A 14517-nucleotide genomic window follows, 5' to 3' on the forward strand; every position below is an offset into this window, starting at 1 on the left:
CTGCGAAACATATTTGACGTTATTAAGGCGCTCACCAATTAGGTGGGCGCCTTTTTTCATGAGCGGACGCTTAGGAGCGCAATGAGACAGGTGTCCGTTTACGGGTCAGTCGTCACTTACGCGCCTGATGCGAGCACGGTCTCAATCCTGCTGGATTGCTCAAGAGTTTTGTGAACCGGACATTTGTCCGCAATTTCCATCAAACGTGTGGTTTGCTCAGGTGTTAAAGGGCCGGACAGGTGTATCGCGCGGCGGAAATTATCGATACGGACATTTGTCGCAGGATCGCTGTCTTGGGCGTGCATCTTGTCGTGGGTGACGTCGACGGACACATGTTCAAGGGGCCAGCCCTTGCGCCGCGCGTACATCCGAATTGTCATCGATGTGCATGCCCCCAGACCTGCTGCAAGAAACCCGTAAGGGGACATTCCTTGATTTGTGCCACCGTAGGCCTGAGGCTCATCCGCAAGAACGTGATGTTTTTCACCTGATCTGATGTCTTGCAAAAACCCTTTGGGATCGGCCTCTGACACACGGGTAACACCTTCGGGCACGCCAATGGGCGGTGCGGGACGGGTAACATCGATGTAACGCTCGGCCCACGCGGCGATCACACCTGCGGCGTATTCTGCATCTTCAGGGCTGCGCAATAAGTGGTCAGCCTTGTCGAGTGTCACAAATGACTTTGGATGCCGCGCGGCGCCAAAAATCTGACTGGCGTTTTCAATGCCTACGGTTTCATTAACGGGCGAATGCATGACCAAAAGGGCAGCGTTGAGGTTTCGTACTGCGGTCTCAATTTCAATGCCTTGGACGTCCTCAACGAACTGTTTGCCAATCGTAAAGGGCCGCCCACCAAGGGTCACCTCGGCGGAACCTTTTTCGATTATATCTGGAATGGCGCTGGCGAAATGATGGGTCACATGCGCGGGGTCAAAAGGCGCACCAACGGTCACGACGCCCTTAATCTGGGGTAATTGCGCGGCGGCCTTCAGTACGGCGGCCCCGCCTAGGGAGTGCCCGATCAACAGGGAAGGCGTCAAATTTCGGTCGGTCAGATAGGCGCTCGCAGCGACCAGATCATCTACGTTTGAGGTGAAATCCGTTTGGGCAAAGCGTCCCTCGGATTGCCCAAGACCGGTGAAATCAAAGCGCATAACAGCAAACCCCATGGCCGACAGACGGGCCGCGATGCGCCGTGCGGCGGGCAGGTCTTTGGTGCACGTGAAGCAATGGGCCAGAAGCGCCGTTGCAACAGGGTCTCCTGCGGGCAAATCAAGACGCGCGGACAGGCTTAGACCAGCGTTATTTTTGAATTCAATTGTTTCGCTCGGCATGGTGCGCCCCTTTTTGCTGTGTCTCATATGTGCAAGTTTGGCGGTGCAATCGCAAGTTATGCTTCATCGGCGTCACGGGAAGGTGACGGAAGTTACGTTTTGCCTGTGGTTGCATAAATAAGTTTCGACAAGAAAAAGCCGCGCCAGAAGTGATCCGGACGCGGCAGTTGGTCGGGGGGAGATATGATTTGGTGTTAGGCCGAACAGCAGATCAGACCGCGGCGCAGTCGTTCTTCCAAAGTTGCGCGGGCAGGGCGCGTGGCGCGTAATTGGATTGCAATGGCCGACCATCCGCCGCTCCCGCGTTTGCGGATCGATAGTGTTTTGCGTTCAACGCGCTTGGGGCTGATTTGGCCGTGTGCGGCATTTGGGGATGTGGTCTGGGATATCGGCATCTTTGCAATCCTTTTATTGGATGATCTTTGTTTAGATGCCGATTTGGGAACAATAAGGTTAAAATTGTGGAAATGTTTTGTTTCCGAAGTCGAAAAAGTGTCATTCGCGATAGTTAATGCGCGTTGGTGAGACAGTAATGTCACTTATTCAGGCCGTGTGGCGTGACCCATAAGTTTACCACGTGCCTACGAAAAAGGGCGCCCCGATCCGGAGCGCCCTTAGTTCTGTCATCTAAAGCAGAGATTAGCAGCTGTAGTACATTTTAAATTCAACAGGGTGTGGTGTGTGCTCATACGCCACCAGTTCTTCCATTTTGAGAGCAACGTAGCCATCAATTTGGTCTTTTGTGAACACGTCACCGGCCAAGAGGAACTCGTGATCTGCTTCCAGAGCGTCAAGCGCTTCGCGCAAGCTGCCGCAGACTGTTGGAATTTCTGCGAGCTCTTCTGGTGGCAGGTCGTAGAGGTCTTTGTCAGACGCCGCACCTGGGTCAATCTTGTTTTTGATGCCGTCAAGGCCAGCCATCAGCAAGGCTGCAAAGCACAAGTATGGGTTGGCTGCGGGATCGGGGAAACGTGCTTCGACGCGTTTTGCTTTGGGGCTTTCGGCCCATGGAATACGTACGCAGCCTGAGCGGTTACGAGCAGAATATGCGCGCAGAACAGGTGCTTCAAAGCCCGGTATCAAACGCTTGTAGCTGTTTGTGGACGGGTTTGTGAACGCGTTTAGTGCTTTTGCGTGCTTCAAGATGCCGCCAATGAAATACAGCGCTTCTTGGCTGAGATCGGCGTATTTGTCACCTGCAAACAATGGCTTACCATCTTTCCAGATGGACATGTTTACGTGCATGCCCGTGCCGTTATCGCCTGCGATTGGCTTTGGCATGAAGGTTGCGGATTTACCGTATGCGTGTGCCACGTTGTGGATCACGTATTTGTATTTCTGCAGCTCATCGGCTTGTTTGGTGAGTGAACCGAAGACAAGGCCAAGCTCGTGCTGGCATGACGCCACTTCGTGGTGGTGCTTGTCCACTTTCATGCCCATGCGCTTCATGGTCGACAGCATTTCGCCGCGGATGTCCTGCGCGTCGTCAATTGGGTTAACGGGGAAGTAACCGCCTTTAACGCCGGGACGGTGGCCCATGTTGCCCATTTCGTATTCGGTGTCTGTGTTCCATGACGCGTCTTGCGCGTCGATTTGGTAAGACACTTTGTTCATCTCAACAGAGAAACGTACGTCGTCGAACAGGAAGAATTCAGCTTCTGGGCCAAAGAATGACTGGTCGCCGATGCCTGATGAGATCAGGTAGGCTTCTGCTTTTTCTGCTGTGCCGCGTGGGTCGCGTGAGTAGGGCTCGCCTGTGTCTGGCTCAACGACTGAGCAGTGAATGCAGAGTGTTTTTTCAGCATAGAACGGATCGATGTATGCAGAGTTGGCATCGGGGATCAGCTTCATGTCTGACTCTTCGATCGATTTCCAGCCCGCGATGGATGAGCCGTCGAACATGAAACCGCCATCAAGGAAGTCTTCGTCAACTTCGTCATTGATTACGGTTACGTGCTGTAGCTTGCCGCGTGGGTCTGTGAAACGGATGTCGACATACTCGATGTCTTCGTCCTTGATCATCTTTACGATGTCAGCGTTGGTTGTCATTACCATGGCTCCCTTAGAAATAGTGTGGGTAAAGAATGGGTTAGATAGCGTCGTCGCCGGTTTCACCGGTACGAATGCGGATGGCTTGGCTTACGTCAGATACGAAAATCTTACCATCGCCGATTTTGTCCGTTTTGGCCGCGTTGATGATCGCGTCAATCGCTGGATCAAGCAGATCATCGGGCAATACGACTTCAATTTTCACTTTAGGCAGAAAATCCACGACATATTCAGCGCCACGATACAGTTCCGTATGCCCCTTTTGACGGCCAAAACCTTTGACTTCAATTACGGAAAGGCCTTGCACACCAATATCTTGGAGCGCTTCTTTAACTTCGTCCAATTTGAACGGCTTAATGATTGCTTCGAGTTTTTTCACCGCGCAGAGCCTCCTGAATTGTGCTGCTACGGGCAAATCATGTCTGTGGATGGGGGACAATATATCAGACGACACAGATCGGCTGTGACTGGCGAATTTAGAATTGCTGCCTAAAAATTAAGCAACGCGCCAAAAATAAGTGCAGAAAATAAACTGCTCCTCACTTGGAACAAGATTACTCGGTTAATGATGCGATACGTGCGCGCTCAACGATCATTTCCAGCCCGTTCACATAAATGATCTGTGGGGCGTCAAACTGCAGGTGTAGCAACGTCGTGCGCCGCTTGGTTCCGCGGACAATCGTCTCGCCATTAACCAGTTTTTCAGCATAAATGATAGCTTGAGGTGTCCCGCGCAGGGCCTTCGCCAGCCAGTTTCGCAGCAAAACAGGCTGATCGGTGCGTAAGGACAGATGACCGCGGGGCACGTCAGGTCCGAGCGCATGAGCGGACATGTGTATCGGGTCTAAGATATCAGAACTCTGATGAACGCCGTGAAGCCTGACCAAACCGCGGTTGCGCGATACAATGCGATCGCCTGCGTTAAGGTATTCAACGGGAAGCTCGCCTTCCGCTGTCATGATTAACGTGCCGGGCACAAAACCGGACGTATGTAATTCGTGCACACCGTTAGAGTGGTCAGTTCTTGCGTATGTATTAACCTGCTCTGCAGTGCGTCCGGCCATTTTCGGCTCCATCACGCAAGTCCTGCTACTGTCTCAATGCCTTAACCTTAACAAAGGGTGAACGTGCTGTCTTGGTAAGAATTCTGGGACCTGATGTATTTTATGCAGATTTTTTCGCCTGTTGCGCAAAAACCCTCTCGCATCCCGCGCAGAGCTTTGCTAAGTCCTTGCGCAGTGCGGGTGTGGCGGAATTGGTAGACGCACCAGATTTAGGTTCTGGCGCCGCGAGGCGTGGGGGTTCAAGTCCCTTCACCCGTACCATTTACACAATAGATTTAGGCATATTTTGAAAGGCGCTTGCACCTTTTGGCCGACCCTCATAGAAGGGCCGCTGAATTACGTATTACGCCGATAAAAGGACGATCCCTATGCAGGTCACTGAGACATTGAACGAAGGTCTGAAACGCGCTTATTCCATCGTGGTACCTGCCGCGGAATTGGACGCCAAAGTTAACGAGAAACTGGTCGAAGCGCAGCCAGAAATTGAAATGAAGGGCTTCCGCAAGGGCAAAGTCCCGATGGCGTTGCTGAAAAAACAATACGGTCCACGCGTGATGGGCGAAGCCATGCAAGAAGCCATCGATGGCGCAATGGCCAAACATTTTGAAGAAACTGGTGATCGCCCCGCGATGCAGCCAGAAGTCAAAATGACCAACGAAAACTGGAAAGAGGGCGACGATGTTGCCGTAGACATGAGCTACGAAGCTCTGCCAGCCATTCCTGACGTTGATTTCTCAGACATCGAGCTTGAGAAACTGGTTGTTAAAGCTGACGATTCAGCGATCGATGAGGCGCTGGCTTCATTGGCCGAGACTGCGCAAAACTTCAAAGACCGCAAAAAAGGCACCAAGGCGAAAGACGGCGATCAAGTTGTCATGGATTTCTTGGGCAAAGTTGACGGCGAAGCATTTGATGGCGGCGCTGCTGAAGATTATCCGCTGGTTTTGGGTTCAAACTCGTTCATCCCGGGCTTCGAGGAACAGCTTGTTGGCGTAAAAGCCGAAGAAGTGAAAGACGTTGTTGTGTCTTTCCCAGAAGATTACCAAGCCGAGCATCTTGCGGGCAAAGAGGCGACATTCACATGCACAATCAAAGCAGTGAAAGAGCCTGTTGCTGCTGAAATCAATGATGAGATGGCCAAGGGTTTTGGCGCAGAAGATCTTGCTGCGTTGAAAGGTCAAATCGGCGAGCGTCTTGAAGCGGAATACGCAGGCGCTGCCCGTGCAGTTATGAAGCGCGGTCTGCTTGATGCGTTGGACAAAAAGGTTGATTTCGATCTACCACCGTCGTTGCTTGATGCAGAAGCTGGTCAAATCGCGCACCAACTGTGGCACGAAGAGAACCCTGAGGTGGAAGGTCACGACCACCCAGAAATCACGCCAACAGAAGAGCATATCGCATTGGCTGGCCGCCGCGTTCGCCTTGGTCTGTTGCTTGCAGAGATTGGTCAGAAGGCCGCTGTTGAAGTAAGCGATGCCGAAATGACCCAAGCGATCATGAACCAAGCGCGTCAGTACCCCGGTCAGGAGCGTCAGTTCTTTGAATTCGTTCAACAAAACCAGCAGATGCAGCAGCAACTGCGCGCACCTCTCTTTGAAGACAAAGTGGTAGATCATATCGCGGATCAAGCCAAAGTGTCTGAAAAAGAAGTGAGCAAGGATGACCTGCAATCTGCTGTAGAAGCGCTCGAAGACGAGTAATTCTTTCAGCGCCCACTGGGCGCGCATGCACTGACAAGAATAAGCCGTTCCTGAACAATCAGGGACGGCTTTTTTGTTTCTTTTACTTATTGTCTATTTGTACGTTTGCTTCTGCGCGCGCTTGACACAGGGATCGTTTCAGTGGCCCACTCGCTCAGGTTTCGTCGTAATCGGTAATGTGGTGGTGAGTATGTCGGATAACAAAAAACGTGGTTTAGGGTTCGGTAGCTTGGTGGATACGGCCGTGATTGTCGCGGGCGTTGTGATGCTGGCGGCGATCCTTGTGCGCTACTTATTCTAACGCTTCGTGCCGTATTTATTTCAACCAATAAAAAAAGCCGCGTCCAATCGGGCGCGGCTTTCTAATTTCTTAGATCTAGCGAGAAGGGCTAGTCTTACGCGTCTTCCGCATCATCTGCAGCAGCTGGTGCCACATCAAGATCATCATCGTCAGATGCAGCAGAGCCGATATCGTCAAACAGTTCCGCGATTTCGAATTCTGCTTCTGCTTCTGCTTCTGCAGCCAATTCTTGGATCGACTTGCCTGAGGCTTGAAGCTCGGCTTCTTCGGTTGAGCGTGCAACGTTCATGGTGATTGTGCACTCAACTTCTGGGTGCAATTTCACGGCTACGTCATGCAGGCCGAGAATTTTGATCGGTGCGATCAATGCAACCTGTTTGCGGTCAAGTGTGAAGCCTTCGGCTGTTGCAGCTTCTGCGGCGTCGCGTGTTGTCACGGAACCGTAAAGCGCGCCTGCGTCTGATGCAGAGCGAATCACAACAAACTGCTGTCCGCCAAGCTTTTCAGCCATTGCATCGGCTTCTTTCTTGGTTTCGAGGTTCTGTGCTTCGAGTTGCGCTTTTTGTGCTTCGAACCCAGCGATGTTGCCTTTTGAAGCAGTCAGCGCTTTGCCTTGTGGCAGCAAAAAGTTACGTGCGTAACCTGGCTTTACGTCGACGACTTCGCCCATCTGGCCGAGTTTCGCAACGCGTTCGAGAAGGATAACTTGCATGTGCTTTCTCCTTACTTAACAGCGTATGGCAGCAGGGCGAGGAAACGGGCGCGTTTGATGGCACGGGCCAACTCGCGTTGTTTCTTGGCAGAGACTGCAGTGATGCGGGACGGCACGATTTTGCCACGCTCAGAAATGTAGCGCTGCAGAAGACGTGTGTCTTTGTAATCGATCGCGGGTGCGTTCTCACCAGAGAAGGGGCACACTTTGCGACGGCGGAAAAATGGTTTAGTTGCCATGGTTTAGCCCTTTCTTAGCTGCGGCGCTCGCGGCGATCGCCACGTTCTTCGCGTTTTTGCATTTGTACAGATGGCAGCTCTGCGTGCTCATCGACTTTGATGGTCAGCACTCGCATCACATCTTCATGCAAACGCATCAGGCGTTCCATCTCCTGAACGGCCGTTGCAGGCGCGTCGGAGCGCAAATAGGCGTAGTGGCCTTTGCGGTTTTTATTGATTTTGTAGGCCATCGTTTTGACGCCCCAATATTCTGAATCGACAGCTTTGCCGCCGTTGTCCGCAAGGACAGTCCCGAAGTGTTCGATCAGGGATTCAGCTTGCGCGTTGGACAAGTCCTGACGCGCGATGAACACATGCTCATACAAAGGCATGGGTTGCTCCATTCATTTTCTGGCGCACTTCAAAGGGTGGTATGAACTGCCGCCCGTCCACCCACGAGAGGTTACGCGGTTCAATCGAGTTGGACGACAGGCTTGCCGTTTAGCGCCCTTACACACATGGCGCAAGCCCGCAGACCGCAACAGTTTTTCTTTTTCTTGGCAGGGCCGCTGAAGCGCCTCTTTTTTGCCGTTCTTTGCGGTTTGTGTGGCGGGGTAATGAGGTGAGCAAAACCATGAGTATCAGCAGTCCTGCCCGAGATTTTTCCCATGATCCAGTCGTCGTCGATGTCCGGTTGGATGAGACCGAAACCGAGTGGGGTATCATTATTAAAGAGCGCGGTGCTGTGAATGCGCGTGTCTTGGGGCAGCTTGCGACCGTTGTGGTTGGCGTGGCGCTGTTGTGCGCGGGTATTTTGATGGCTGCCATGAACCGCCATGATATCCCGAGCGCGCTTTGGGCTGTTCAGATGGCTGTTTGCGCTCTTTTCGTCGTCGTGGGTGCGTTGATGATTTACGGCGCGCGCAGCACCGGCCAAACACAGACCGAATTTGATTTTCGCACAAAAGTTTTGCGTCGGCGTCAAATTGGCTCGGGCAAGATTATCCGTTCCATGCGGCTGACGAACGCTGATCAAATTGCAATGGTCCGAACAGAGCAGGGCGCAGGTATCGCAGCACGGCCTACTGATACATCTTTGGCAGAGGTCCTTGTGTCAGGGCCCCAAGGCCAAGTGTTTGCCATTTATCATCGCCTGATCGCGGTGATTGGTTAGTGTCGCGCCATGTGCACTGATGTGCACAATTGCTGTTAGCTTCACGTCTTTGTGCTTTTGCGAACACGACATGTTGATAGATCGCGAGTTGATTAACGCCTGTGCAAGGTATGTGGTGTGATCAGAAACATTTACCAAAGGATGCTATTTTATGTTCCGTACTCTTCTTACTTCGTCTGTTTTGGCTGCTGGCCTTGCGACCAGCGCGTTTGCTGCCGCTGAAAAATACACACTTGATGCGAGCCACAGTCAAATTCTGTTCAGCTATGATCACCTGGGGTTTTCAACAACTTACGGTATGTTCTCTGGCTTTGAAGGCGAGATCATGTTTGACGCCGACGCGCCTTCATCCAGTTCTGTCTCCGTATCAATGCCTGTTATGAGCATGTTTACCGGTTGGGAAGCCCGTGAAGGCCACTTTATGAGCGATGACTTTTTTGGTGCAAAAGAAGGTGATTTGGTAACATTTACTTCAACTGCAATCGAAGTGACCGGCGATGATACAGCCAAGATCACAGGCGATTTGACCATGAACGACGTGACCAAATCCGTTGTGCTTGATGCGGTTTTGAACAAGGCTGCCGCGCACCCGTTTGCCAACAAGCCTTGGTTGGGTTTTGATGCGACAACAACGTTGTTGCGGTCTGACTTTGGTGTTGGCAACTTTGCTCCAGCCGTAAGCGATGCGGTTGAGTTGAAAATCTCAATTGAGGCGCAAAAAGCCGAATAATCCAGCTTGAAAATAGTGGCGGGCAGATGTCCGCCAAAAGCCGTCCTGTGCGTTTGTTTAGCATCCGCGCAGGGCGGCTTTTTCGTTTTTCTAGGGGCCACTACGACCTGCGACATTCAGAGCCTATCTAGAGGCTTGCCAGATGGCTAACGCCATATATAGTCCTGCTTAGGACGGGACCTTGCACCCGCATGTGTTTCGGACTTGCCCGTTTTGGGCGATGGAAAACCTATGCGGAGGTCACGACCCAATGGAACCCGAGTTCAGGACAAGTTTTGTACGGGAACCCAATAACTTACGGCATAATCCAGCCCTAGTGCTGAACGCGGATTATCGCCCGCTTAGCTATTATCCGCTGTCACTCTGGCCGTGGCAGGATGCCATCAAGGCCGCATGGCTTGAGCGGGTGGATATCGTTGCGGAATATGATGACTACGTCAGCTCGCCCTCGACGAAAATCAAAATCCCCTCTGTGGTGGTTTTGAAAGACTATGTGAAGCCGCAAAAGCGTGTTGCTTTTACACGGTTTAATCTGTTTTTGCGCGATGAATTCACCTGTCAGTATTGTGGCTCAAAAGGGGATCTGACGTTTGATCACGTGGTGCCACGCGCCGATGGCGGGATTACCAGCTGGACGAATGTGGTCGCGGCATGCAGTCCATGTAACCTGAAGAAGGGATCGCGCTCGCTTAAACAGTTGGGGATGAGCCTTCGCAAACCGCCGCGCCAACCTGAATCAGAGCAACTTCGGAACATGGGGCGAAAGTTTCCACCTAACCATTTGCATGAAAGTTGGATGGATTTTCTCTACTGGGACGCCGAACTGGAAGCCTGAGACGCTGGACAGTCTTTGGATTTGATCGTAACAGGGGCTCAAGTTTAGCGCTAACATAGCGTTCAAAGGAGAAGTTTGCCCATGGTCAGCCGCGTCATACCCGTAGATGATTTTGATTTGGTAATTTTCGGCGGGACAGGGGACCTTGCACGCCGCAAGATTTTACCGGGTCTTTTCCGCCGCTTTTGTGCCGGACAGATGCCCGCGGACGCCCGTATCATTGGTGCTGCGCGCTCAGAAATGGATAGCGATGGCTTTCGGACACTTGTCCGCGATGCAATTATAGAATTCGGCGGAGATGATCTTTCATCACGCCGTGAACTTCCCGACTTTTTGCTACAACTGCACTATGTGACGACCGACGCACGTGGCGACGGTGGATGGAAAGAACTTGCGGCGCAAATGCGCAGTGGTGTGGTTCGGGCGTTCTATCTGTCCGTAGGGCCCGGTCTTTTTGCCGATATCGCAGAGCGGTTAACCAGTTTTGGGCTAGCCGATGCGGCCTCTCGCATTGTGGTTGAGAAACCTTTCGGTCGTGATCTTGAGACAGCGCGCGCGCTGAACCATGATTTGGCTAAGCACTTTGATGAAAGCCAGATTTACCGTATTGATCACTATCTGGGCAAAGAAACTGTTCAAAACCTGATGGCTGTCCGTTTCGGCAACATCTTGTTTGAGCCGCTTTGGAACAGCCAGTACATCGATCACATTCAGATTACTGTTGCCGAAACTGTCGGCGTTGGTGGGCGCGGGGGCTACTATGATAAATCCGGCGCGATGCGCGATATGGTGCAGAACCACTTGATGCAATTGCTCTGCCTCATTGCGATGGAGCCGCCGTCAAAGTTTGATCCTGATGCGGTTCGCGATGAAAAACTGAAAGTCATACGTGCACTTGATGATGTAGAGACGCACCATATTGTTCGTGGTCAATATAGCGCCCACGGTGACATGAAATCCTATCGGCAAGATGTTGAAAACGAAAGAAGTTTTACAGAAAGCTTTATCGCGCTCAAGCTGCAGTTGTCTAATTGGCGATGGGCAGGCACGCCGTTTTATCTTCGGACTGGCAAGCGGATGAAGGCACGGTCTTCCGAGATCACTGTGGTTTTCAAAGATCCGCCCCATAGTATTTTCGGGGACGAAGGTGGGCAGCACCATAACGAACTGTCGATCCAGTTGCAGCCCAACGAGGGCATGACCCTTGATGTCACGATCAAAGAGCCTGGCCCAGGTGGTATGCGGCTGGTTGATGTGCCTCTTGATATGACTTTTGCCGACGCGCTTGGACCAGAAGCTGATGATGTGCCGGACGCGTACGAGCGGCTGATTATGGACGTGATCCGTGGCAACCAAACGCTCTTTATGCGCGGTGATGAAGTGGAAGCTGCTTGGAGCTGGACCGATCCTCTGATTGAAAAATGGCAGGCCCGTTCCGATGTGCCCAAACCATATGATATCGGCTCAAACGGGCCAGAAGACGCGCTGATGTTGATGCACCGTGATGGTCGCCGTTGGCGCGATATAAAGGGGTAGATCATGAAATTTCTCGAATACGCGGATGAAGAATTGATGATGATGGCGCTGGCGGATCGGATCGCCGGTGATCTCGAAGAGGTTCTGCTGACCCATGACACCGCTACTTTAGCCGTTCCTGGGGGTACAACGCCCGGGCCTGTCTTTGATATTCTGTGCGGGGTTAAACTTGACTGGTCGCGTGTCCGCGTGATGCTTAGTGACGAGCGGTGGGTGCCTGAGACATCTGACCGTTCCAACACAAAGCTTCTCCGTGAGCGGCTTCTTGTGGGACAGGCGGCCGCGGCACAATTCGTCCCGTTTTTTACGGGCGATGAGACACCAGAAGTTGGTCTTGCCAAAGTGAACTATACGATTGAGGCATCTCTACCAGTCTCGGTCCTGCTGTTGGGGATGGGGGCAGATATGCACACCGCGAGCCTGTTCCCGCACGCTGACGGTCTTGATGCCGCACTTGATGACAACGCCGCACCGGTCATGCCTATTCGCGGTGGTGGTGCAACCGAACCGCGTGTTTCATTGAGTGGACCAGTACTAAAGTCAGCACTTCATACGCATGTTGTCATTAAAGGCGCCGAAAAGCGCACCGCACTTGATAATGCTGCAGGCAAGCTGATTGAAGCCGCGCCGATTAACCTTGTTTTGAACGATGCAACTGTCCATTGGACGGGTGCTGCTTAAGAAAGACTGATGCCCATGTGGAACGATCTGAAACAACGTGCCGATGCGGCGCGTGAAAATTCAATTCTTGAGCTGTGCCAGCAAGATAGCCGGTTTGAGGACTTCTCTATCAAACATGGCGATTTGCTTTTTGACTATTCCAAAACACATCTGAAAGCCGCTGATTTGGACATGCTTGTCGATATGGCTAAGGATGTGCCTACACGCCGTAGCGCCATGTTTTCGGGTGAAAAAATTAACGAAACTGAGGGGCGTGCTGTGCTCCATACAGCCCTTCGTAATCTTGATGGCGGCGCTGTTAAGGTGGACGGGGATGATGTCATGCCCGAGATCACGGCAACGCTTAAGCGGATGCAACAGTTTGCCGATGATGTCCGGTCCGGTGTTTTTAAAGGACAGGGCGGCGCCATCACAGATGTGGTGAACATAGGGATTGGGGGCTCTGACCTTGGACCAGCGATGGCAACGCTTGCTCTTGCGCCTTATCACAACGGGCCGCGGACGCACTTTATCTCAAATGTAGACGGTGCTGATGCTGCGGATAAACTTGCGCTTCTTAATCCTGAAACGACACTTGTTATTGTGGCGTCAAAAACTTTCACAACCATCGAAACAATGACGAATGCGACAACCGTCCGCAAATGGATGGAGACAGTTGTCCGCGATCCTGGGGCGCAATTTGTGGCCGTGTCGACCGCAACCGAAAAAACTGCCGCTTTTGGCATTCCTTCCGAGCGTGTTTTCGGTTTCGAAGATTGGGTTGGTGGGCGTTATTCCATGTGGGGTCCGATTGGCCTGTCTTTGATGTTGGCTGTTGGTCTCGATGCGTTTGAAGAGTTCTTGCGCGGTGCGCAGGACATGGATGTTCATTTCGAAACGGCAGACCTTGCTAAGAATATGCCTGTCATGTTGGCACTTATTGGTCTTTGGCACCACCAAGGTATGGGCTTTCCGACACGGGCTGTTTTGCCTTACGATCAACGTCTAAGCCGCTTGCCAGCTTACCTTCAACAGCTTGAAATGGAGAGTAACGGCAAGTCGGTTGCCATGGATGGTAGCGCTGTTGAAACTGTTACGGGCCCTGTTGTTTGGGGCGAGCCCGGCACAAACGGACAGCATGCTTTCTACCAGTTGATCCACCAGGGTCGCACTGTTGTCCCGTGTGAATTTATTGTGGCGGCACAAGGTCATGAAGAACATCTGACCGAGCATCATACGCTACTTTTGGCGAACTGTTTGGCGCAATCCGAGGCGCTGATGACTGGCCGTTCAATGGATGTTGCGCGTGGGCTAATGGCAGCGAAAGGCTTTGAAGGCGCTGAACTTGAACGCCAAGCTGCGCACCGTGTTTTCGAGGGCAACAAACCGTCTACGACGCTAATTTACCCTAAGCTTACACCGTTTGTTCTGGGACAGCTTATCGCACTTTATGAGCACCGCGTTTTTGTCGAAGGTGTGATCCTTGGCATCAATTCTTACGATCAATGGGGTGTCGAACTTGGCAAGGAGCTTGCTGTCAGTCTGACGCCAGTTGTTGAAGGCAATCAATCAGCTGATAACAAAGACAGCTCCACCCGCGGTCTTGTCGAATACGTCCATTCGTTGCGTGGCTAACGCGGTGTTGCACTGTCTAAACGGGCCATCTTTTCTTTAAGGGCCTCAGATAGCGCGCGCTTTGTACCGTCTTGATTAAGCTGCACAATAACGGCACTTCCGGTGGCGTGTAGCGTGTCGCCATAGACCGCATACTCCATCGTGAAGCTGGTGTTTCCAAACTGCGCGGTCCGAGCAGTGGCGATATAGTCTTGCCCCAAATACATTTCGGCTTTGTAGGTTACATTGGCGTTGGCCAGTACCAATCTGGGACGGTCCGCGCTTTTGTAGTCTGACACGCCATAGTTGCGAAAATAATGAATTCGGACGACCTCAAACCAACTCATATAGGCCACGTTGTTTACGTGCCCGAGCGCATCTAACTCGCCAAAGCGGACTTTATCCGCCACCCCGAACGCCCATGGCTCGGGAATGCCCACAGACCGTAGTTGTGTGGTGTTAAGCGGAGTAAGGAAAGGAAGTGTCACAGGGTCACCATTGGCTATTAACGTTCGCCTACCATGCGTGATCACCTGATATTATTCCAGCCCGTTAACTCTGTCCTGTATCTGCCGTCTTGGCCGCGC

At 52.2% G+C, this 14517-nt stretch carries 16 protein-coding genes and 1 tRNA gene; 8 read left to right on the forward strand and 9 right to left on the reverse strand.

Going from position 1 to position 14517, the window contains the following annotated elements; translation table 11 throughout:
- Window positions 1–116: 116 nt before the first annotated feature.
- The 5 genes from NIG5292_RS00890 to NIG5292_RS00910 all read right to left on the reverse strand — a co-directional run bounded on the left by NIG5292_RS00890 (window position 117) and on the right by NIG5292_RS00910 (window position 4450).
- Entirely contained in the window at window positions 117–1337 is a 1221-nt protein-coding gene (locus NIG5292_RS00890) for a bifunctional alpha/beta hydrolase/OsmC family protein (protein WP_048597451.1), read from the reverse strand.
- A 194-nt stretch (window positions 1338–1531) separates the two neighbouring features.
- Window positions 1532–1732, reverse strand: coding sequence for a hypothetical protein (locus tag NIG5292_RS00895; RefSeq protein WP_048597452.1), 201 nt, complete (start codon window positions 1730–1732; stop codon window positions 1532–1534).
- A gap of 244 nt (window positions 1733–1976) precedes the next feature.
- A complete protein-coding gene (gene glnA, locus NIG5292_RS00900) occupies window positions 1977–3386 on the reverse strand; it encodes a type I glutamate--ammonia ligase (RefSeq protein WP_048597453.1) in 1410 nt (469 codons plus the stop codon).
- 40 nt (window positions 3387–3426) lie between these two features.
- Entirely contained in the window at window positions 3427–3765 is a 339-nt protein-coding gene (locus tag NIG5292_RS00905) for a P-II family nitrogen regulator (RefSeq protein ID WP_048597454.1), read from the reverse strand.
- A 175-nt stretch (window positions 3766–3940) separates the two neighbouring features.
- Entirely contained in the window at window positions 3941–4450 is a 510-nt protein-coding gene (locus tag NIG5292_RS00910; protein WP_048597455.1) for a Hint domain-containing protein, read from the reverse strand.
- 176 nt (window positions 4451–4626) lie between these two features.
- On the opposite strand from NIG5292_RS00910, the gene NIG5292_RS00915 reads away from it, so the two are divergent.
- Together NIG5292_RS00915 and tig are read left to right on the forward strand one after the other, a co-directional pair.
- Window positions 4627–4711 (forward strand) — tRNA-Leu (locus NIG5292_RS00915).
- 107 nt (window positions 4712–4818) lie between these two features.
- The gene (gene tig / locus NIG5292_RS00920) at window positions 4819–6150 is read left to right on the forward strand and encodes a trigger factor (protein ID WP_048597456.1); all 1332 of its coding nucleotides are present in this window, start codon (window positions 4819–4821) and stop codon (window positions 6148–6150) included.
- Between the two features lie 395 nt (window positions 6151–6545).
- On the opposite strand, the gene rplI is transcribed toward tig, so the two are convergent.
- Genes rplI through rpsF form a run of 3 tightly spaced genes read right to left on the reverse strand, consistent with a single transcriptional unit; the run spans window position 6546 to window position 7773 of the window.
- A complete protein-coding gene (rplI, locus tag NIG5292_RS00925; RefSeq protein ID WP_048597457.1) occupies window positions 6546–7163 on the reverse strand; it encodes a 50S ribosomal protein L9 in 618 nt (205 codons plus the stop codon).
- A gap of 11 nt (window positions 7164–7174) precedes the next feature.
- The gene (gene rpsR, locus NIG5292_RS00930; protein ID WP_036700444.1) at window positions 7175–7402 is read right to left on the reverse strand and encodes a 30S ribosomal protein S18; all 228 of its coding nucleotides are present in this window, start codon (window positions 7400–7402) and stop codon (window positions 7175–7177) included.
- Window positions 7403–7416: 14 nt separating this feature from the next.
- Window positions 7417–7773, reverse strand: a complete 357-nt coding sequence (rpsF, locus tag NIG5292_RS00935) for a 30S ribosomal protein S6 (protein WP_048597458.1) — start codon at window positions 7771–7773, stop codon at window positions 7417–7419.
- 242 nt (window positions 7774–8015) lie between these two features.
- Here rpsF and NIG5292_RS00940 point away from each other — a divergent pair, with 242 nt between their 5' ends.
- The 6 genes from NIG5292_RS00940 (at window position 8016) to pgi (ending at window position 13951) form a co-directional block, all read left to right on the forward strand.
- A complete protein-coding gene (locus NIG5292_RS00940; protein ID WP_048597459.1) occupies window positions 8016–8555 on the forward strand; it encodes a hypothetical protein in 540 nt (179 codons plus the stop codon).
- Between the two features lie 151 nt (window positions 8556–8706).
- Window positions 8707–9285 (forward strand): YceI family protein, encoded by a 579-nt coding sequence (locus NIG5292_RS00945; RefSeq protein ID WP_048597460.1) that lies wholly within the window; start codon window positions 8707–8709, stop codon window positions 9283–9285.
- A gap of 250 nt (window positions 9286–9535) precedes the next feature.
- Window positions 9536–10120, forward strand: coding sequence for an HNH endonuclease (locus NIG5292_RS00950; RefSeq protein ID WP_048597461.1), 585 nt, complete (start codon window positions 9536–9538; stop codon window positions 10118–10120).
- 81 nt (window positions 10121–10201) lie between these two features.
- The gene (gene zwf, locus NIG5292_RS00955; RefSeq protein WP_048597462.1) at window positions 10202–11656 is read left to right on the forward strand and encodes a glucose-6-phosphate dehydrogenase; all 1455 of its coding nucleotides are present in this window, start codon (window positions 10202–10204) and stop codon (window positions 11654–11656) included.
- 3 nt (window positions 11657–11659) lie between these two features.
- On the forward strand, window positions 11660–12337 hold the full coding sequence (gene pgl, locus NIG5292_RS00960; protein WP_048597463.1) for a 6-phosphogluconolactonase: 678 nt from the start codon (window positions 11660–11662) through the stop codon (window positions 12335–12337).
- A 15-nt stretch (window positions 12338–12352) separates the two neighbouring features.
- On the forward strand, window positions 12353–13951 hold the full coding sequence (gene pgi / locus NIG5292_RS00965) for a glucose-6-phosphate isomerase (protein WP_048597464.1): 1599 nt from the start codon (window positions 12353–12355) through the stop codon (window positions 13949–13951).
- Here pgi and NIG5292_RS00970 read toward each other — a convergent pair.
- A complete protein-coding gene (locus NIG5292_RS00970; protein ID WP_048597465.1) occupies window positions 13948–14418 on the reverse strand; it encodes an acyl-CoA thioesterase in 471 nt (156 codons plus the stop codon). The genes pgi and NIG5292_RS00970 overlap by 4 nt on opposite strands.
- Window positions 14419–14517: the final 99 nt, after the last annotated feature.

It is taken from the genome of Nereida ignava, assembly GCF_001049735.1.
Lineage (GTDB): Bacteria > Pseudomonadota > Alphaproteobacteria > Rhodobacterales > Rhodobacteraceae > Nereida > Nereida ignava.

Bases quoted from the DNA above. Each gene is read 5' to 3' on its own strand.
- NIG5292_RS00890 (WP_048597451.1), bottom strand. From the start codon at position 1,337: ATGCCGAGCGAAACAATTGAATTCAAAAATAACGCTGGTCTAAGCCTG.
- NIG5292_RS00895 (WP_048597452.1), bottom strand. From the start codon at position 1,732: ATGCCGATATCCCAGACCACATCCCCAAATGCCGCACACGGCCAAATC.
- glnA (WP_048597453.1), bottom strand. From the start codon at position 3,386: ATGACAACCAACGCTGACATCGTAAAGATGATCAAGGACGAAGACATC.
- NIG5292_RS00910 (WP_048597455.1), bottom strand. From the start codon at position 4,450: ATGGCCGGACGCACTGCAGAGCAGGTTAATACATACGCAAGAACTGAC.
- tig (WP_048597456.1), top strand. From the start codon at position 4,819: ATGCAGGTCACTGAGACATTGAACGAAGGTCTGAAACGCGCTTATTCC.
- rplI (WP_048597457.1), bottom strand. From the start codon at position 7,163: ATGCAAGTTATCCTTCTCGAACGCGTTGCGAAACTCGGCCAGATGGGC.
- rpsR (WP_036700444.1), bottom strand. From the start codon at position 7,402: ATGGCAACTAAACCATTTTTCCGCCGTCGCAAAGTGTGCCCCTTCTCT.
- rpsF (WP_048597458.1), bottom strand. From the start codon at position 7,773: ATGCCTTTGTATGAGCATGTGTTCATCGCGCGTCAGGACTTGTCCAAC.
- NIG5292_RS00940 (WP_048597459.1), top strand. From the start codon at position 8,016: ATGAGTATCAGCAGTCCTGCCCGAGATTTTTCCCATGATCCAGTCGTC.
- NIG5292_RS00945 (WP_048597460.1), top strand. From the start codon at position 8,707: ATGTTCCGTACTCTTCTTACTTCGTCTGTTTTGGCTGCTGGCCTTGCG.
- NIG5292_RS00950 (WP_048597461.1), top strand. From the start codon at position 9,536: ATGGAACCCGAGTTCAGGACAAGTTTTGTACGGGAACCCAATAACTTA.
- zwf (WP_048597462.1), top strand. From the start codon at position 10,202: ATGGTCAGCCGCGTCATACCCGTAGATGATTTTGATTTGGTAATTTTC.
- pgl (WP_048597463.1), top strand. From the start codon at position 11,660: ATGAAATTTCTCGAATACGCGGATGAAGAATTGATGATGATGGCGCTG.
- pgi (WP_048597464.1), top strand. From the start codon at position 12,353: ATGTGGAACGATCTGAAACAACGTGCCGATGCGGCGCGTGAAAATTCA.